Genomic DNA, 17,026 nt, shown 5'->3' with positions numbered 1-17,026 from the left:
AGCACATTACCGTCCGCGCGTAATCCCCGGCAGACAAGATGCACACGTTCTCAGCACACGCCGCGCCGACGATGAGCGCCCCGGAGGTGGCCGCCGTCGTGTTGGCGGGGTTCGGCTCGACGCTCATCGTCGCCGTCGGCCTCATCGCGCTGCTGCGCCGACAGTCGCGCTCGCACGCACTCGTCGTGCTGGCGCTCGCTGCGCTTCTGGCCCGGAGCGGCGTCGCCGTGCTCACCATCGGCGGCGTCGTCCCGTTCGACTTCCACCACGCCATCGAACACGCGCTGGACTTCGTGATGGTCGCGCTCGTCATCGCGGCGGTGTACTACGCGCGGAGTATCGAGCGGGCCGCACCCACGGGTGAGAGACGATGAGCGCGACCCGCAACCGCATCGCGGTGCACGTCCGCCACAATCCGGGCGTCCACTTCAACGAACTCGTCCGGGCGCTCGACCTCGCGCCCGGACAGGTCCAGTACCACCTCCGCCGACTCGGCCGCGACGAACGGGTCGCGGAGACGCACCTGTACGGGAAGACGCACTACTACCCGGCGACGTTCGACGAGTGGGAACGCGGCGTGTTGGCACTAGTACGCCGGGAGACGGCACGCGACGTGCTCGGGGTGCTCCTCGAACGCGGCGAAGCGAGGCCCGCCGACGTCGCTGACGAGGTGGGTATCGCCAGGAGCACGCTCGCGTGGCACACGAAGCGGCTCGAAGCGCAGTCGGTCGTCGAGAAGCGCTACGATAGCCGTGGTCGCGTGACGCTCGCGCTGGCGCGCCCGGAGGCGACCGCTCGCCTCCTCGCGTCGGTGTCGCCGTCGCTGCCCGAGCGCTTCGTCGACCGCTTCACGCGACTCGTCGACGGCCTCCTCGAACAGTAGCGCCCGAACGGAGGCGTCACCTCCGGGGCGTCCTTCGAGAACCGGACCAGAACCCGTAACTGTCGTACACGCCTAGCCGACTCCATGAGACGACGGAGCTTTCTCGCCGCGGCCGGCGTCGGGTTCGCGGGCTCGCTCGCCGGTTGTACGAACCTCTTCGAGACGACGGCGAGTCGCGAACCGCCGGTCGTCGAGAACCGCCCGGAGGCCTCCTACATCCCGACCCATCAGGAGGGCATGGAGATGGTCGGGATGGCGGAGGCGGGCGATCTCAAAGTCGGCGTGATGTACAGCTACCCACACCGATTCTGGGAGGTGCAGGGTCAGCAAGCCGAGCGCATCGACGTCGGTCGCAACGACGCCATCCACTTGATGGTGAGCGTCTGGGACGCCGAGACAGGCGTCGTCGTCCCGAGCACGGGCGTCACCGTCGAGACGAGCGACGGCGACGGCCACCGCGAGGAGGAGGTCGTCTACGAGATGCTCTCCCAGCGGATGGGCTTTCACTACGGCGACAACTGGCCGCTGCCCGGTGACGGCACCTACACCGTCCGCGTCGACGTCGGCGGCGCGAACATCCGCCGGTTCGGCGAGTTAGAGGGGAAGTTCGCAGAGCCCGCGAGCGCCGAACTGGAGTTCGAGTACAGCGAGCGCGAGCGAAACGACATCCCGTACACGACGCTCGAAGAGAGGCAGGGGAATCCCGGTTCCCTCCCCGTGATGGAGATGCAGATGGAGATGGACACACAGGACGGTTCGGGCATGAACATGGACAACGAGTCGGAGATGGACAACGAGTCGGAGATGGGGAACGAATCTGGGATGCACGGCGACAGCGGCACGAACGGTGGTATGGCCATGCCCGTCGGCAAGGCGCCCGCTCCCGACTCGCTTCCGGGTGAGTCGTTCGGCAACGAGACAAGCGGCGACGCAGTCTTCGTCGCCAACGCGGTTCCCGGCGGTCGGTTCGGCGACCAGCCCTACCTGCTCGTCTCGCCGCGGACGCCGTACAACGGCCTCGTGATTCCGAGTATGGGCCTCACGGCGACCCTCGACGGCGACGAGTTCGAACTCGAACCGGCGCTGGACCCGGACGTCGGTTTCCACTACGGCGCGAACGTCGAGGGGTTGTCGTCGGACGACGAGCTCGAACTCGTCGTCGACACGCCGCCGCAGGCGGCACGACACGAAGGGTACGAGACGGCGTTTCTCGAAATGCCGCCGATGACGTTCTGAGCGGCGACCCGAGGGTACACAGAGACAGGGCTTTCCGATGTCAGTTCGAACGACCGGTATGGACGACTCGGCGCGACGTGACCGGCTCACGCTCGCGCTCTCGGTGTGGGCGGTGTTGGTTTCGCAGGTACTTCTGTATCCGGGCGTCGCCGACCTCGTGCAGGCGCTGGGCGGCGCCGGCGACCTCGACGCTGGCATGTGGTTTCTCGTCTCCGAATACGCGGCGTTCGTCGTCTTCGCCGGGCTCTGGGGCGCGCTCAGCGACGCCACGGGACGACGCGTCCCGCTCATCGTCGCCGGCGCGCTCGGCGGCGCGGCCTGCTACCTCCTGCTCACGCTCGCCCCGGTGCTCGGCGTCGGCTTCGGCGGCGTCCTCCTGATTCGAGTCGGCGCCGGCGCGTTCACCATCGGCGCGTTCTCGCTGTCGATGACGATGCTGATGGACCTCGGCGGCGGCAACGGCCGCAACATGGGCGCGGCGGGCATCGCCATCGGACTCGGCGCAGCCGTCGGCTCCGTCGTCGGCGGTCGACTCTCGATGGCCGACCCGCTCGCGCCGGTGTACGGCGCGGCGGCGCTGCTCGGCCTCGTCGCGCTCCTGACGGCGACGGTGACGGACCGCTCGCCCGGCGCCGAGACGAGCGGCGCTGGTGTCGCTGGCGACGACGCCGACGGGGACGGAAACGACGAACGCGCCGGTGCGCGGGAGATTCTCAGAAAAGTCGTCGACCGACCCGCGTTGCGCGTACCGTACGCGTTCGGCTTTATCGACCGCCTCACCGCTGGATTCTTCTCGCTCGTCGGCATCTACTACTTCCGAGACGTCTTCGGCCTCGACGCGTTCGGCGCGGGACTCGTACTCGCGATGTTCTTCGGACCGTTCGCGCTGCTGCAGTACCCGATGGGCGTCCTCTCGGACCGCATCGGTCGCTTCCTGCCCGTCGTCGTTGGGTCGATTCTCTATGGGTTCTCGATAATCGTCGTCGGATGGTCGCCGTCGCTACCGCTTGCGGCGGGGACGATGGTTCTCGTCGGTGTGTTCGGGGCGTTGGTCTCCCCGGCGACGATGGCGCTGGTCACCGACATCGCCGCCGAAAACGAGCGAGGCGCGGCGATGGGTGGGTTCAACATCTTCGGCAGCCTCGGCTTCCTGACCGGCTTTCTGCTCGGCGGCTCCGCCGCCGAACTACTCGGCTACTTCGAGGCGTTCGTCGTCGTCGGCTTCACCGAAATCGGCATCGCGCTTGTCGCCTCGCGGGCGGTCCGGCGGTTGGCTTCGAGTGGTGAGTCGGTGGCCGCGCCGGTGGTCGGCGAGGCCGACGACTGACTCTCTCACCTTACGCCGCGTCCTCGATTCTGATTCTGTGCCCCGGTTCCGTTCGCTCCTCGGGGGCGACGCGAGCGCCGAGAAACTCGGCGACTGTCGTCTCCGGAACGGCGCCGATTTCGGCCATCGCTTCGGCGTCGCCGCCGGTGTCGACGCTGGCGACGAGGCGTTCCATACCGAAGACGTTCGCTGCCGCCGGAGAGAGCGGGGTCGCCAGTCGCTGCAGCGCCGCGTACACCCGAACCGGGGTGTAGATGGGGCGAACCGGCCGGCCTAGCGCCTCGCTGTAGGCGTCGACCACTTCGGTCCACGACAGGAGTTCGGGACCGCCGACGTGTATCGTCGCGTTCTCGGCGGCGGGGTTGTCGACGCAGGCAGCGACGAACGCGGCGACGTCGTCGACGGAGACGAATGCGTGGCGCGTCGACCCGTCGCCGGGGACGAGCGCCCGGCCGCGCCGCTCGACGAGTCGGCCGGTCAAGCGGCGGAACGCACGGGTGAACCAGAACGGTCGGTCCCAAATCGACCGCTCGGCCCCGCGCGTCGGAATCGAACTCCCCACGAGCGCCAACCAACTGTCCATGAACAGCGACGACCGGACGACGGTATACGTCAGCCCGCTCTCGCGGAGGCGGCGTTCGTTCATCCGCTTGTAGGTGAACGAGGGTACTTCGTCGTCCAGCGACGTCTCCGGGGTGGAGACGTAGACGAAGCGACCGACGCGGTGGCGCTCGGCCGCCTCGATGAGCGCCCTGTACCCCTCGTCGTCGACCATCTCGAACGTCGACCCGTCGCGCGGGGCGACCGCGTTCGCCGTCGCGACGACCGTTTCGACGCCATCGACGGCGCGGTCGACGCTCAGCGGGTCGCGCAGGTCGCCGTAGGCGAACTCGACGTTCGGGCCGACGAGATGTTCGTACGCCGACGCCGGACGGACGAACGCCCGCACCCGGTGGCCGTCGTCGACCAGTTCGCGGACGATTGCGGTTCCTAACTCACCCGTTGCACCGACGACGAGTATCATACCGCAGCAGAGGCGTTCGGAGGATATTTCGGTTTTTACGGCTTCCCACGACCGTGCGCGCCGTCTGAGCGTCCTCGGTCTCGGAAGAGCCAGCGGTTCGACTACTCGTGGCCCGAGACGCGAACCGGCTGGTACGGCGCCTCGAGGTACTCCATATCGCTGGAACTCAGGTCGATGTCGAGCGCCTCCACGGCGTCTTCGAGGTGTTCGACGCTCGTCGTGCCGACGATGGGCGCGTCGACCCACTCCTTGTGGAACAGCCACGCCAGCCCGATTTGGGCCATCTTCACACCCTTCTCGTCGGCCAGTTCCTGCACGCGCTCGTTGATTTCGCGGCCGCCGCCCTCCAGATACGGGTGACCGTGCGCGAGGCTGTCCGTCTCGCCGCGCTTCGTGGAGCGGGCCTCCTCGTGCGGGCGAGCGAGCCACCCGCGCGCGAGCGGCGACCACGGGATGACGCCGACGTTCTCCTTCTCGCAGAGCGGCAGCATCTCGCGCTCCTCCTCGCGGTAGAGCAGGTTGTAATGGTTTTGCATCGTCACGAAGCGGTCGTAGCCGAGCAGGTCGCTGGCGTACAAGGCTTCGGAGAACTGGTGGGCCCACATCGAACTCGCGCCGAAGTAGCGAATCTTCTCTCGTCTAACCGCGTCGTCGAGCGCCGCGACCGTCTGGTCGATGGGCGTGTCGTAGTCGAAGCGGTGGGTCTGGTAGAGGTCGATGGTGTCCATCCCGAGTCTGTCGAGCGACGCGTCGAGTTGCTGCTCGATGGCTTTGCGCGACAGGCCCCCCGAGTTGGGGTCGTCCTCGTCCATCGGGAAGTAGCCCTTCGTAGCGACGACGGCCTCGTCGCGTCGGCCCTCCAGCGCCTTGCCGAGGATGCGCTCGGACTCGCCGTTCGAGTACATGTTCGCGGTGTCGAAGAAGTTGATTCCCAGTTCTATCGCTCGGTCGACGAGTTCCAACCCTGCCTCCTCGTCCAACACCCACTCGCGCCAGTCGCTCGTGCCGAAGCTCATGCAGCCGAGACAGATTCGAGAGACGGTCATCCCCGTATCGCCGAGGGTGGTGTACTCCATGCGAGTCACTCTCTCGGGAGGAACAAAAATCCACGCGAACGGGTGGTGGCTGCCTGAAGAGCGATCCGTACAGAATCCGACCCCTCCGTCGGGCGCGAGTCGAACCACGCGCCCGGCCCCACCTCGTTCGCGTCAGTTCGCCGGTTCACGTCAACCGACGGATGTCGGTTACTCCCTACCGAACCCAGCTTCGCGCCTTCGTTTCGGTATCGGTGTCCTCTCTGCCTTCCATCGCTCCAGCATCGTCTCCGGTCGGCGGTCGGTCGGCGTCCGCCTCTGTGTCGGCCGCCGCGGCCCGCACGATCACCGTGTCGGCGACGAGGTCACCGAGACGCTGTCGGCGTTCGGTGACGAGCATCGCCACGAAGCCGAGGCCGTAGCAGAAGGCGAAATCGACCGGTCGAAGTGCGTTTCTGAGTACTGCCGAGCGTCGCGTACACCGGTCACCGTCGCTTCCGACCACCACGAGTCCGGTCAGTCGCTTGCCGAGCGTTCGTCCGTATCTGTACTCGGTTGTGGCACCGTAGAGAACGGCGGCCGACGCCGGTGCGACGAGAAATCCCCACAGGAGAACGGCTCTCGCAGTCGGGCGGGCGAAGAGAACGACCCCGGCCAGACCGATCAGCAAGAACCCCACGGCACCGAGGACGACAGTAACAACGACGTCGACGAGCGCCGCGCCGACCCGTGCCCCGAGAACGTCTCTCTCGGTTCCGAGGGCACCGTCTGGTGGTGTCGTCTCCTCTTCGTCCGTCGGTTTCGGATTCTCGACGGTGTTCGACGACGTGCGAAGCCAATTCGACGTGTGCATCCGCGAGACGTCGAGAGTCGTCTCTTCGCCGGCTTCGAGTAACCCGGACAGGTGCGCTTTGCCCGTCACGAGACAGATGTCTCCGTAGCCGTGCTCGGCCGAGATGGACTCGACTCGGTCGAGCATCACCTCGTTCCGGTAATCGAGCGTCCCGTAGACCACAAATAGGAGCGTCAGCGCGACGACGAGGACCACGACCAGATACGGCAGCGAGGCGAACTGAACGAGCAGCACGAGCAACGCCGGCGGGACGACGACGCCGAACGGGACGAAGAGCCGAGTCGCGTGTCTTCCGACCACCGTCAGCAGCAGCCACGAGAAAACGAGCGCACTAGTGACGGTGACGGTCGCACCCGGCATCAGCGCCGCCAGTGCGACGAGTCCAACCCAGTTGGGGAGTGTCCACCCCCAGTCGGCTTCGGCCATGATGGTCACGGGATGGTCGTCGACGGAGTACACGGGGACGTTCCACGCATCGCTCTTCTCTCGGACCGCGAGCGCCTCTGCGGGGAGTCGGTGACGCTGACAGAGCGCGTACAGCGGGAAGTGGACGAGAGTCATGAGCAGTATCGAGAGACCGGCGATGGGTACTCTGAGAAGCATCGCTGCGACGTCACGAATCTCGATACCGTCCACCGGATACTCCACGAACAGCGCGTCCACCCCCTCGGCGAACTCGTCGAGTTCGTCGGCGACCTTCCCGCGTCTATCGGCGTGTATCGCGCCGAACAGCCGGAGGTCCAGTTCGTTCGTCGACTTCGATGTCACCGCTCTGACAGCGACGATGTAGTTCGTACTGAGTAATCTTTCGGAATCCCCGCCGACGGAGAGCGTCTCAGTCGGAACCGCTCTCGGGTCGGGAGCGAACCGTCTTCCGCCTCGTCGGCGACCGAACTGGGACGCTCGTCTCGGCTGCGCGGACCACCGTCGTTCCCGCGACGAGGTCACCGAGTCGTTGCCGCCGCGGCGTGGCGAGCATCGTCACGAAGCCCACCGTATAGAGGAAGACGAAGTCGACGGGCCGAAGCAGGTTCCGAAGCGCCGCGGCGCGGCGAGTACAGCGGGTCCCGTCCGTGCCGACGACGACGAGGCCGAACAGTCGCTTTCCGAGAGTCCGACCGTACCGGTGTTCGGCGACGTAGCCGTACAGCACCGCCGCGAGCGTCGGTGTGACGACGAACCCGCTCATGATACCCACGCCCGCCATCATCCGACTCAGAAACGCTGATTCGGAGAGGCCCGACACAGCGAGACCCATTCCCACGAATAACACGAACCCAACCACGAGCGTGACGACGCCGTCGACGACTGCCGCGCCGATTCGAGCGCCGAGGACGTGCTGTTCGGTCCCGACGTCTCCGACGGTTTCGGGACCGGACGCTCCCGTCGGCTCGGGATTCTCGACTGTCTCCGCCGACCGGCGAAGCCACTTCGAGGTGTGCACCTTCGAGACGCGAACGTCGACGTCGTCGGAGTCGAGCAACCCCGAGAGGTGTGCGTTTCCGGTCGTGAGACAGACGTCTTCGTAGCCACGATCGGCCGACACCTCGGCGATGCGGTCGACCATCGTCTCGTTTCGGGTGTCGATACCGACGAGCACGAGCGACAGAAATCCGACGGCGACGACGCCGACGGCGGCCGTCGAAGCCCTCGGTCCGAGGACGAGTTCGTGGAGAACCAGCAGACACAGCGGGAGCGTCACCACCGCCCAGAGGCGGGTGGCGTAGAGTGCGACCAACTGGAGACCGGCGAACGCACCGACGAGCAGCGCGACTGTGGCGAGGGCTCCGGAGCGGTCGTAGACCAACAGCGCCGCGAGCGCCGTCCAGTTGGGCAGTATCCACTTCGGCCCGGCGTCGGCGAGGAAGACGACCGGATGGTCGTCGTCGACGCCGTGAACGTTCACGCCCCACTCCTCGACGAGTTCCGCGACGGCCAGTCGCTCCACGCTGTGCGGACTGCGCTGGAGGAGGGCGTACACAGGGTAGTGAACGAGCATCGCGAGCACGAGTCCGAGACCGACGAGTGGCGTGCGACAGAACGCCCGAAGATACGTACCGTACGTCACGTTCGTCGCGGGCATCTCCACGAACAGCGCGTCGACGCCGTCGGCGAACTCGGCGAGTTCGGCGGCGACCTTGCCGCGTCTGTCGGCGTGTATCGAACCGAACAGTCGGAGGTCCGTTTCGGTCATCTATCCCCTCGGACCATCTATCGTCTCGTTGTAATGTGTCGACTACCGTCAGTTTCGAACCGCCTGACCCACCGACTGCACTAACCCGAATGATTAACCGACACGATTGCGACCTGTCGGCATGGCACTTGCGTACGATGACGAACTGGCGTCGTTCGAGGGGGATATCCCCGCCGACTACGACCTCCCGGCGGTCGTCCTCCGATTTCTGAGCGAGAACGGTCGCAAAGAACGGAACGATACCGACCTCTGCGACGGCACGAACCGCTTCGCGAACGCGCTCGACACAGGAGACGAACCGCCTACTGTCCAAACGACTAAAAACCGGTGCGTCGATAGTTCAGCCGTGGTATGAATTCACACACGACGTTCGCCGGGGCGGAGCCGAGCGAGGCCAGCGAGAGCGCCGCCGATTCGAGCGAGCGGACACCGGCGGCGAACCAATCCGTTCGCCCGAAGGCAGCCGCGGAAGCTGGGTCGACAACTCGACCGACCGACGGAGATCCATGAGTCTGATCGCAATCGCTTCCGTCTCCCATCCCGACCTCGCGCTGGTGCCGACGATTCGAGCGGTGAGAGACGTTTCGGTCCAGGTCGTCCCCCACTCGACGACCGATTCCGAGACGGGGATGTTCTTCTTCCTCGTCGAGGCCGAAGACGGGGAGTTCGGCGAATTCGACTCGGCGCTGGAGGCGGACGATACCGTCTCGGAGTCGCTCCTGATAGCCGAGTCGAACGCCACGCGGATCTACCGACTCCGTCACACGGACGGGGCGATTCTGCTCTCGCCGGAGACGACGAAAGTCGGCGGTCTGATGCTCGAAGCCAAGAGCGACGAGCAGGGGTGGACCGTGCGCCTCCACCTCCCCGACCGCGAAGCGCTCGCCGAGCTGTGGGAGTTCTGCGGGGACCGCGGCATCTCGTTCGAACTCTACCGGCTCTTCCGGCAGGACGAGTGGACCGTCGGCGGGCCGACGGGAGTGACCGACGCGCAGAGAGAGGCGCTGGTCGCCGCGTACGAGGACGGGTACTTCGAGGAGCCCCGCGAAACGTCGCTCGAAGACCTCGCCGCGGAACTCGACATCTCTCCGACCGCTATGGGGGGCCGGCTCCGCCGGGGCACGGGAAAACTCATCGAGTCGACGCTCGTCGACGAGTGACGATCGGAGGCCGTCTGGAGACACCAAAGGCAGCGGATAGCCGCGTCAGAGCGCGCTGAGGTGGTCGTCGCGTGGTTCGTACAGTTCACCGTTCATCCGCAGTTCGCGCAGGCCGTCGAGGGTTTCGCGCATCGACGCGCGCTGCTCGCTCATCGCGGCGGTGACGACCCCGACGGGGACGCCACCGTCGTAGCGTCGTTCCAGTTCGCGGACGACCGCCTTCAGATCGCCCGACGGAACGTCACCGGCGTCGAAGTCGATCCGCTCCCACTCGACGTCGTGGCCGGTGAGCGCGTGGTGGCGCCGATAGAACGCCACTCCTTCGTTCGGATCGTCCACCTCTTTGAGTACCTCACACTCGGAACACGCGACGGCGAACGCGGCTCGTCTCTGTTGGGTCATGTTCGTTCTCTCCCGCCCGGACTACGCGTTGTACGCCTCTTGGGCGAGCCTGTGGAACTTGTGGAGGGTGTGCTCGTTCGGGCCGAGCTGTGCCTGGCCGATCGCACCCATCTTCATTCCCGCGTACTGCCGCTCGACGAGCTCGAAGTCCTCCTCCTGGAGCTGCCTGCTCGTCCGGATGAACTCCTGCTCCTCGGCGGAGAGGTCGGCCTCCCTGAAGTAGTAGTCGGCCACGAGGTTGAACCGTCCCTCGTCGATGGGGTCGATGATGTAGGTGCCGTAGCCGTCGGCGGTCCCGTACATGTTGACTGTGAAGTTCGGCCAGAGGTAGTAGAACTTGGCCTCGTGCTCCTCGTGGATGCGCATCTCGTCGTCGACGTCCTCCTCGTGGGTGTAGTGGAGCACCCAGTGGTAGTCGTTGACTTCGAGTTCGGACTCGTCGAGCTGGATACCACGGATCCAATCCTGGTGGTTCGCCTCGCAGTGGTCGCACTCCGAGTAGTTTCCGCCGAAGGTCTTCCAGTTGCACTCGACCTCGGAGACGATACGACGGGCGAGGACGTACTCATCGAGCGGCAGCGTTTCGAGCTCCCGCTTCATCTTCCCCGTCTGCTCCTCCAGCGGCATCGGGTCGTCGTCGAAGTTCAGGAAGACGAGCGGGCCGATGCTGTCCGTCGTTACCTCCATCAGGCCGTTCCTCTCGGCGTCGAGTTTCCGGACGTCGTCGTCTTCGAGGTCCGGATTCAGACTCGCCTCCTCGAAGCTCTTCGGCGTACTCGAGAGGGTCCCGTCGAGGTCGTACGTCCAGAGGTGGTACGGACACCGGATGCGACCCATGTTTCCCGGATCGGTCATCGGGGTGTCGTCGACCATCTTCGATCCCCGGTGCGCGCAGACGTTGAAGTACGCCCGTACTTCGCCGTCGCGGGCGCGGACGACGATGACCTGCTTGTCCCCCACCGTTCGGGTGAAGAAGTCGCCAGGCTCCGGGATACTGTTCGCGTGCCCAGCGTACACCCAGTACCGCGAGAACACCTTCTCCTTCTCCAGCTCCCAGACGTCGGGGTCGGTGAAGTACTTCGCCGGCAGGGCGTTCGTTTCGTCGGTGATGTCCGGACTGACCGCGCTGATCTCGTCGGTGCCGTCGTTCCACCGTGTCATGTGCGAACGGTGCTCAGATTCAGTCATAAAAGTTCATCGCAGATACCGTATCCGTTTAAGTCCCCACGGTTGTTCGGGTCACGTCCCTCGCTCACGAGGGTCGCGATCGGTCCGCTCGGAACGCCGACCGATCCACGAAGCGGGGTCTCCGGAACCTCCGAGTGGGTCCGACCCGGTTAACGCGACGAGTGTAAACGGCGACGTGAGTGAACGGCGGTCGGAGGGGCGCGGTTTCCGGTCCCGGCGACCCTGGGTGCGGCGGTCCGCGCCGACAGCGACGGGCGGCTCGGCTTCAGCCTAAAATAATGTGTGGTACGCTAGCCCAAACTATGAGGTGACCGCCCGCGAAGGCGGTCGTATGAACGAGGCGACCGATCGACGCGACGCGATCGTGCTCGGCGTCGGGGGGATGGGCAGCGCTGCGAGCTACCACCTCGCGAGACGCGGGCTGGACGTGCTGGGGCTCGAACGGTACGACGTCCCGCACACGCACGGCTCTTCGCACGGAATCACGCGGATCATCCGGCGCGCCTACTACGAGCACCCGTCCTACATTCCGCTGATCGAACGCGCCTACGAACTCTGGGACGACCTGGCGGAGCGGTCGGGACGGCCGGTCATCCATCGAACCGGCTCCGTCGACGCCGCACCCGAAGGGAACGTCGTCTTCGAGGGCTCGTTACGTTCCTGCGAGGAGTACGACATCCCCCACGAGGTGCTCACGGGCGCCGAACTCGGCGAGCGCTTCCCCGGCTACGCGCTCCCGGACAACTACCTGGCGCTCTACCAGCCGGACGGCGGCTTCGTCGTCCCCGAGCAGGCCATCGTCGCCCACGTCGAAGCCGCCCAGCGGGAGGGCGCGGAGATTCGCGCCCGCGAGCCGGTCGACGGATGGGAAGAGACGCCCGACGGCGGCGTTCGCGTCGAAACGGCGGACGCCACGTACGAGGCGGACCGGCTCGTGCTGGCCGCCGGCGCGTGGAACTGTAAGTTCGCCGACGCGCTCGACGGGCTCGCGGTCCCGGAGCGGCAGGTGCTCGCGTGGTTCCAGCCGAAGACGCCGCGTCTGTTCCAGCCCGCGGAGTTCCCCGTCTGGAACCTCTCGGTCCCCGAAGGCCGGTTCTACGGCCTGCCCGTCTACGACGTCCCGGGGATGAAACTCGGAAAGTATCACCACCGCGACGAGCAGGTCGACCCGGACGAGTGGAACACCGAGCCCGACCCGGAGGACGAGGCGCTCCTGCACTCGTTCGCCGAGCGGTACTTCCCCGAGGGCGCGGGACCGACGATGCGGCTCGCCACGTGCATGTTCACCAACTCTCCGGACGAACACTTCATTCTCGACACGCTCCCGGAGCACCCGCAGGTGGCCGTCGGCGCGGGCTTCTCCGGACACGGCTTCAAATTCGCGAGCGTCGTCGGCGAGGTGCTGGCCGACCTCGCGGTCGACGGGGAGACGGACCACCCGATCGAGATGTTCCGATTCGACCGATTCGACTGACGGCCGACTGACGGTCGATGGACGGACTCGCCGAACTGTCGAAATCACCGACGAGCGTGGTCGACGACGGGACACCGGGGACCGCACTTACTGTCGCTGCTGCGCCGTTGCCGTAAATGCCACAGGTAGTTCACACCGACACTTATCGGTGGGAACGGACCATCGGAGTACGTCACATGAGCACAGGGACCACTCTGCCGGAGACTGCGGGAACAGTCATCGTCGGCGCCGGTTGCGTCGGCTGTAGCGCCGCGTACCACCTGGCGAGACTCGGTCGCGAGGACGTGGTCGTCGTCGACCGCGGGCCGCTCTTCGAGACCGGTGGGTCGACCTCCCACGCGCCCGGACTGGTGTTCCAGACGAGCGGGAACAAGTTGATGACGAAGCTCGCGTCGTACACCCGCGATCTCTACTCCGAACTCGACGGCTTCCGGGAGTGCGGGGGTATCGAGGTCGCCGCCACCGAAGACCGCTGGAACTTTCTCAAGCGCAAGCGCGAGTGGGGCCAGTCGTACGGGATCGAGGGCGGTGAACTGCTCTCGGCGGCGGAGGTAAAAGAGCGGATCCCTCAGATCGACGAGTCGGTCGTCCGCGGCGGCTACTACGTCCCTTCGGACGGGAAGGCCCACGCGGTCGACGTCTCCGAGACGATGGCCGAACGTGCGCGAGACGCGGCCGGAACGGCGTTCTACGGCGAGACCGAGGTGACGGATGTCGAAACCGCGGACGGCGAGGTGCGAGCGGTCGTCACCGACCGCGGGCGGATCGAGTGCGACGAGGTGCTCGTGGCGACCAACATCTGGGGACCGCTGTTCGGCGACATGGTGGGCGCCGACGTCCCCCTGGTTCCGTGCGCCCACCAGTACCTCGTCTCCGAACCGCTGGACGAACTCGCGGAGGCCGACCGGGGGATCGAACAGCCGCTGCTCCGCCACCAGGACTACTCGCTGTACTTCCGCCAGCACGGCGAGTCCTACGGGGTCGGCTCGTACAACCACGAGCCGCTGCTCGTCGACCCGGCGGACATCTACGGTCCCGAGAAACTCGACGACCTCGGCCTGGAGTACCCCTCGCTCCGGGAGTTCACGGCCGAGCACTTCTACGAGAACACGCACCCGGATCACGACCGCTCGGCCTCCGACGCGGCCCGCGAACTCGTCCCCGCGCTCGGCACCGCCGACTTCGAGTCGGGCATCAACGGTATGTTCTGCTTCACCCCAGACGGGATGCCCATCCTCGGGGAGAGCGAGAGCGTGGACGGCCTCTGGTGGTCGCTCGCCATCTGGGTGACGCAGTCCGGCGGCGCGGGCAACGTCGTCGCCGAGTGGATGGAGAACGGGACGCCCCGGCTCGACGGCGACCCCGTGGACGTCACGGACGCGCACCTCGCCCGGTTCCAGCCGCACTCCGGCTCGCGGGCGTTCGTTCGGGACCGAGGCGGCCAGCAGTATCGAGAGGTGTACCAGCTCACTCACCCCCGGGCGCAGCCGCGGGGCGAACGCGGACTCCGCCGGAGTCCGTACTACCCGCGACAGCGGGAGCTCGGCGCCGAGTTCTACGACTCGGGTGGCTGGGAGTCCCCCCAGTGGTACGAGGCGAACGAGGCGATGCTGACGGAGTACGACGTCCCCGACCGCTCGGGGTGGCTCGGCCGCCACTGGTCGAAGGCCCAGGGCGTCGAACACCTGGCGGTGCGCGACCGGGTCGGGCTGTACGACCTGACGCCCTTCACCGTCGTCGAGATATCCGGCGCCGGTGCGCCGGCGTTCGTCCAGCGGCTGTTCAGCAACGATATGGACGTCCCCGTCGGTCGGGTCCGGTACACGACGATGCTGAACGAGGCGGGCGGCGTCCTCGCGGATATGACGCTCGCACGCCTCGGCGAGAACCGCTTCGTCGCGTTCACCGGCGGCGGCATCTCGGGAAGCGAGCACGTCAGGTGGATCCGCGACCGGGCCCCTGACGACGTCACGGTCGTCGACCGCACCTCCGCGCGCTGCGGGCTGGGCGTCTGGGGGCCGGCAGCCCGGCGAACGCTCGACGACCTCGTCGAGGCTGACCTCTCGAACGACGCGTTCGGCTTCTTCGGCTGCCGGGAGACGTACCTCGGGAGCGTCCCGATCACGATGCTCCGTGTCTCGTACGTCGGCGAACTCGGGTGGGAGCTGTACGCCCCGATGGAGTACGGCGCCGAGCTGTGGGACCGCGTCTGGGAGGCCGGCGAGGACCACGGCGCGGTCGCGATGGGCGACGCCGCCCTCAACTCGATGAGCATGGAGAAGGGGTTCCGACTGTGGGGGACGGACCTCACCCCCGAGTACGACCCCTACGAGGCGGGTCTCGGCTTTGCGGTCGACCTCGACACCGACTTCGTCGGCAAGGAGGCGCTGCTCGACGTGCGAGCGGACGGCGTCGACCGCAAGATCGCCTGCATGACGCTCGACGATTCGGGCGTGGTCGTCGGGACGGGCGCACCCGTCGACGATGGCGACGAGGTGATCGGGTACGTCGCGCGCGCTGACTACGGCTACTCCGTCGACGCCGGGATCGCCTACGGCTACCTGCCGACCGAGTACGTCGAGCCGGGGCAGTCGGTCGCTATCCGCTACGAAGGCGACCGGTACCGGGCGACCGTCCGCGACGAACCGCTCTTCGACCCCGAGCGCGAGAAACTCACCGGGTAGACCGTCGATGTCCGACGATACAGAGAGAAAACAGCGGAACTGGAAGCGAGACGAACGATGAACGAGAACGCATCGCAAGTGGTGGAGTTCGAAGACATCGAAGCGGCCCGGAGGCGACTCGACGACGAGTCTGTGGTCAAGCGGACGCCGGTCGAGCGGAGCACGTCGCTGGACGAGGTGACCGGCGGCGAGGTGTATCTCAAGATGGAACACCTCCAGTGGACGGGCTCGTTCAAGCCCCGCGGCGCGTACAACAAGATCAAGCGGTGCGTCGAGCGGGGCGACGTCGAACGAGTCGTCGCGGCGAGCGCCGGCAACCACGCTCAGGGAGTGGCGCTGGCGGCGACGAAACTCGGCGTGGAGTCGACCGTCGTCATGCCGCGCCCCGCCCCGCAGACCAAGGTCGACGCGACGCGTGACTACGGCGCCAAAGTCGAACTAGTGGGGCAGAACTTCCAGGAGGCGATGGCCCACGCGCGGACGCTCGTCGCCGACGAAGGCGTCGAGTTCGTCCACGCGTACGACGACCCCGACATCGTCGCCGGGCAGGGGACACTCGGCGTCGAGATGTACGAGGACCTCCCGTCGGTGGACACCGTCGTCGTTCCCATCGGCGGTGGCGGCCTCATCTCGGGGATCGCGACGGCGTTCGCCGAACTCAGCCCGGAGACCCGCATCGTCGGCGTTCAGGCGAGAGACGCCGCGACCGTCTCCGACAGCCTCGACAAGGGCGCGCCGGTGACGCTAGACTCCGTTGACACCATCGCAGACGGTATCGCCACCGGCGGCGTCTCCGAACTGACGCTGTCGCTCATCGACGAACACGTCGACGAGATCGTCACAGTCACCGACGGCGAGATCGCGCGGGCGGTGTTGTTCCTCCTCGAGCGGGCCAAGCAGGTCGTCGAAGGCGCCGGGGCCGCGTCGGTCGCCGCCGTCACGAACGGCGCGCTGGACGTCGAGGGGGAGACGGTCATGCCGCTTCTGTGCGGCGGGAACCTCGACATGACGATGCTCCAGACGGTGCTCGTCCACGCGCTCACCGACCGCGAACAACTGCTCCGACTCCGCGTCCGTATCGACGATCAGCCGGGGAAGATGGGCGAGATCTCCGGCACCATCGCCGACCACAACGCGAACATCCGGACCGTCCGGCACGACCGATCCGCGCCCGAACTCGACGTCGGGGAGGCGCACCTCGTCTTCCACATCGAAACCAGCGGTGCCGGCCACGCCCGTAACATCATCCGCTCTATCAGGGATCTCGGCTACGAGGTCAGACACGTCAACGCGTAGATCTCGGCTACTGCCGGATTCTTCGACCTGCGTTCCGGACCTGCGCTCTCGCCGCCCTGCGGACCGTTTTCACGAACTTCTTCTCGGGAACGTTTTTCGGGGCCGCTTACAGGGGCTCCTCCGGGTCTCACGCGATCTCCTCTCGGACTCCTTTTCGGCTCCCCACCCGACGAGACTGGCGCGGAACTCGTCCGCTACTAAAAAAGGCCAGTCCTGATTAACCTCAGCGTTTATCATTGATGATAGACACTACTCCTTTGGAGACGGTGAT

16 protein-coding genes are annotated in these 17,026 nt (G+C 66.5%); 10 read left to right on the top strand and 6 right to left on the bottom strand.

All coding sequences use genetic code 11. The features are described from left to right. The first annotated feature begins 38 nt into the window (after positions 1-38). From LAQ74_RS07240 to LAQ74_RS07225, 4 genes are all read left to right on the top strand, one after another. Positions 39-374: a DUF7471 family protein gene (locus LAQ74_RS07240; protein WP_224336530.1), complete on the top strand. Its 336-nt coding sequence runs from the start codon at positions 39-41 to the stop codon at positions 372-374. Further along, positions 371-883 carry a winged helix-turn-helix transcriptional regulator gene (locus LAQ74_RS07235; RefSeq protein ID WP_224336528.1) on the top strand — a complete coding sequence of 171 codons (513 nt, stop codon included), beginning with the start codon at positions 371-373 and terminating at the stop codon, positions 881-883. The genes LAQ74_RS07240 and LAQ74_RS07235 overlap by 4 nt, the downstream gene beginning before the upstream one ends. 84 nt (positions 884-967) lie before the next feature. After that, entirely contained in the window at positions 968-2,119 is a 1,152-nt protein-coding gene (locus tag LAQ74_RS07230) for a DUF7350 domain-containing protein (RefSeq protein ID WP_224336525.1), read from the top strand. Positions 2,120-2,177: 58 nt separating this feature from the next. Continuing rightward, complete coding sequence (locus LAQ74_RS07225; protein WP_224336522.1) at positions 2,178-3,446, top strand: MFS transporter; 1,269 nt, start codon at positions 2,178-2,180, stop codon at positions 3,444-3,446. A gap of 10 nt (positions 3,447-3,456) precedes the next feature. Here the strand turns inward: LAQ74_RS07225 and LAQ74_RS07220 are convergent, their stop codons facing one another. From LAQ74_RS07220 to LAQ74_RS07205, 4 genes are all read right to left on the bottom strand, one after another. Continuing rightward, a complete protein-coding gene (locus LAQ74_RS07220) occupies positions 3,457-4,470 on the bottom strand; it encodes an SDR family oxidoreductase (RefSeq protein WP_224336520.1) in 1,014 nt (337 codons plus the stop codon). A 101-nt stretch (positions 4,471-4,571) separates the two neighbouring features. After that, positions 4,572-5,546, bottom strand: coding sequence for an aldo/keto reductase (locus LAQ74_RS07215; protein ID WP_224336518.1), 975 nt, complete (start codon positions 5,544-5,546; stop codon positions 4,572-4,574). 175 nt (positions 5,547-5,721) lie between these two features. Next, positions 5,722-7,125: an RDD family protein gene (locus LAQ74_RS07210; RefSeq protein ID WP_224336516.1), complete on the bottom strand. Its 1,404-nt coding sequence runs from the start codon at positions 7,123-7,125 to the stop codon at positions 5,722-5,724. 67 nt (positions 7,126-7,192) lie between these two features. Next, entirely contained in the window at positions 7,193-8,551 is a 1,359-nt protein-coding gene (locus LAQ74_RS07205; RefSeq protein ID WP_224336514.1) for an RDD family protein, read from the bottom strand. Between the two features lie 121 nt (positions 8,552-8,672). Between LAQ74_RS07205 and LAQ74_RS07200 the strand changes: the two genes are divergently transcribed. The 3 genes from LAQ74_RS07200 to LAQ74_RS07190 are packed head-to-tail and all read left to right on the top strand — an operon-like array spanning position 8,673 to position 9,711. Next, a complete protein-coding gene (locus tag LAQ74_RS07200; RefSeq protein ID WP_224336512.1) occupies positions 8,673-8,906 on the top strand; it encodes a hypothetical protein in 234 nt (77 codons plus the stop codon). Further along, the gene (locus tag LAQ74_RS07195) at positions 8,903-9,061 is read left to right on the top strand and encodes a hypothetical protein (RefSeq protein ID WP_224336511.1); all 159 of its coding nucleotides are present in this window, start codon (positions 8,903-8,905) and stop codon (positions 9,059-9,061) included. Before LAQ74_RS07200 ends, LAQ74_RS07195 begins: the two co-directional genes overlap by 4 nt. Next, positions 9,058-9,711, top strand: coding sequence for a helix-turn-helix domain-containing protein (locus LAQ74_RS07190; protein ID WP_224336510.1), 654 nt, complete (start codon positions 9,058-9,060; stop codon positions 9,709-9,711). The genes LAQ74_RS07195 and LAQ74_RS07190 overlap by 4 nt, the downstream gene beginning before the upstream one ends. A 45-nt stretch (positions 9,712-9,756) precedes the next feature. On the opposite strand, the gene LAQ74_RS07185 is transcribed toward LAQ74_RS07190, so the two are convergent. Continuing rightward, the gene (locus LAQ74_RS07185; protein WP_224336508.1) at positions 9,757-10,113 is read right to left on the bottom strand and encodes a hypothetical protein; all 357 of its coding nucleotides are present in this window, start codon (positions 10,111-10,113) and stop codon (positions 9,757-9,759) included. Between the two features lie 21 nt (positions 10,114-10,134). After that, the gene (locus tag LAQ74_RS07180; protein ID WP_224336507.1) at positions 10,135-11,274 is read right to left on the bottom strand and encodes an aromatic ring-hydroxylating oxygenase subunit alpha; all 1,140 of its coding nucleotides are present in this window, start codon (positions 11,272-11,274) and stop codon (positions 10,135-10,137) included. Between the two features lie 358 nt (positions 11,275-11,632). Here LAQ74_RS07180 and solA point away from each other — a divergent pair, with 358 nt between their 5' ends. From solA to ilvA, 3 genes are all read left to right on the top strand, one after another. Beyond that, positions 11,633-12,775 carry an N-methyl-L-tryptophan oxidase gene (solA, locus tag LAQ74_RS07175; protein WP_224336506.1) on the top strand — a complete coding sequence of 381 codons (1,143 nt, stop codon included), beginning with the start codon at positions 11,633-11,635 and terminating at the stop codon, positions 12,773-12,775. Positions 12,776-12,951: 176 nt separating this feature from the next. After that, positions 12,952-15,459: a GcvT family protein gene (locus tag LAQ74_RS07170; protein ID WP_224336505.1), complete on the top strand. Its 2,508-nt coding sequence runs from the start codon at positions 12,952-12,954 to the stop codon at positions 15,457-15,459. Positions 15,460-15,516: 57 nt separating this feature from the next. Further along, entirely contained in the window at positions 15,517-16,755 is a 1,239-nt protein-coding gene (ilvA, locus tag LAQ74_RS07165; protein WP_224336504.1) for a threonine ammonia-lyase, read from the top strand. Positions 16,756-17,026: the final 271 nt, after the last annotated feature.

Origin of the sequence: Haloprofundus halobius (assembly GCF_020097835.1) — an archaeon.
Classification (GTDB): domain Archaea; phylum Halobacteriota; class Halobacteria; order Halobacteriales; family Haloferacaceae; genus Haloprofundus; species Haloprofundus halobius.
The sequence above is the reverse complement of the archived record's forward strand: the minus strand, read 5'-3'. Positions and strand labels throughout refer to the sequence as shown.

What these genes read in the sequence shown, in the direction of transcription:
- LAQ74_RS07240 (WP_224336530.1), top strand. Translation starts at nt 39, where the DNA reads ATGCACACGTTCTCAGCACACGCCGCGCCGACGATGAGCGCCCCGGAG.
- LAQ74_RS07235 (WP_224336528.1), top strand. Translation starts at nt 371, where the DNA reads ATGAGCGCGACCCGCAACCGCATCGCGGTGCACGTCCGCCACAATCCG.
- LAQ74_RS07230 (WP_224336525.1), top strand. Translation starts at nt 968, where the DNA reads ATGAGACGACGGAGCTTTCTCGCCGCGGCCGGCGTCGGGTTCGCGGGC.
- LAQ74_RS07225 (WP_224336522.1), top strand. Translation starts at nt 2,178, where the DNA reads ATGGACGACTCGGCGCGACGTGACCGGCTCACGCTCGCGCTCTCGGTG.
- LAQ74_RS07220 (WP_224336520.1), bottom strand. Translation starts at nt 4,470, where the DNA reads ATGATACTCGTCGTCGGTGCAACGGGTGAGTTAGGAACCGCAATCGTC.
- LAQ74_RS07215 (WP_224336518.1), bottom strand. Translation starts at nt 5,546, where the DNA reads ATGGAGTACACCACCCTCGGCGATACGGGGATGACCGTCTCTCGAATC.
- LAQ74_RS07205 (WP_224336514.1), bottom strand. Translation starts at nt 8,551, where the DNA reads ATGACCGAAACGGACCTCCGACTGTTCGGTTCGATACACGCCGACAGA.
- LAQ74_RS07200 (WP_224336512.1), top strand. Translation starts at nt 8,673, where the DNA reads ATGGCACTTGCGTACGATGACGAACTGGCGTCGTTCGAGGGGGATATC.
- LAQ74_RS07195 (WP_224336511.1), top strand. Translation starts at nt 8,903, where the DNA reads ATGAATTCACACACGACGTTCGCCGGGGCGGAGCCGAGCGAGGCCAGC.
- LAQ74_RS07190 (WP_224336510.1), top strand. Translation starts at nt 9,058, where the DNA reads ATGAGTCTGATCGCAATCGCTTCCGTCTCCCATCCCGACCTCGCGCTG.
- LAQ74_RS07185 (WP_224336508.1), bottom strand. Translation starts at nt 10,113, where the DNA reads ATGACCCAACAGAGACGAGCCGCGTTCGCCGTCGCGTGTTCCGAGTGT.
- LAQ74_RS07180 (WP_224336507.1), bottom strand. Translation starts at nt 11,274, where the DNA reads ATGACACGGTGGAACGACGGCACCGACGAGATCAGCGCGGTCAGTCCG.
- solA (WP_224336506.1), top strand. Translation starts at nt 11,633, where the DNA reads ATGAACGAGGCGACCGATCGACGCGACGCGATCGTGCTCGGCGTCGGG.
- LAQ74_RS07170 (WP_224336505.1), top strand. Translation starts at nt 12,952, where the DNA reads ATGAGCACAGGGACCACTCTGCCGGAGACTGCGGGAACAGTCATCGTC.
- ilvA (WP_224336504.1), top strand. Translation starts at nt 15,517, where the DNA reads ATGAACGAGAACGCATCGCAAGTGGTGGAGTTCGAAGACATCGAAGCG.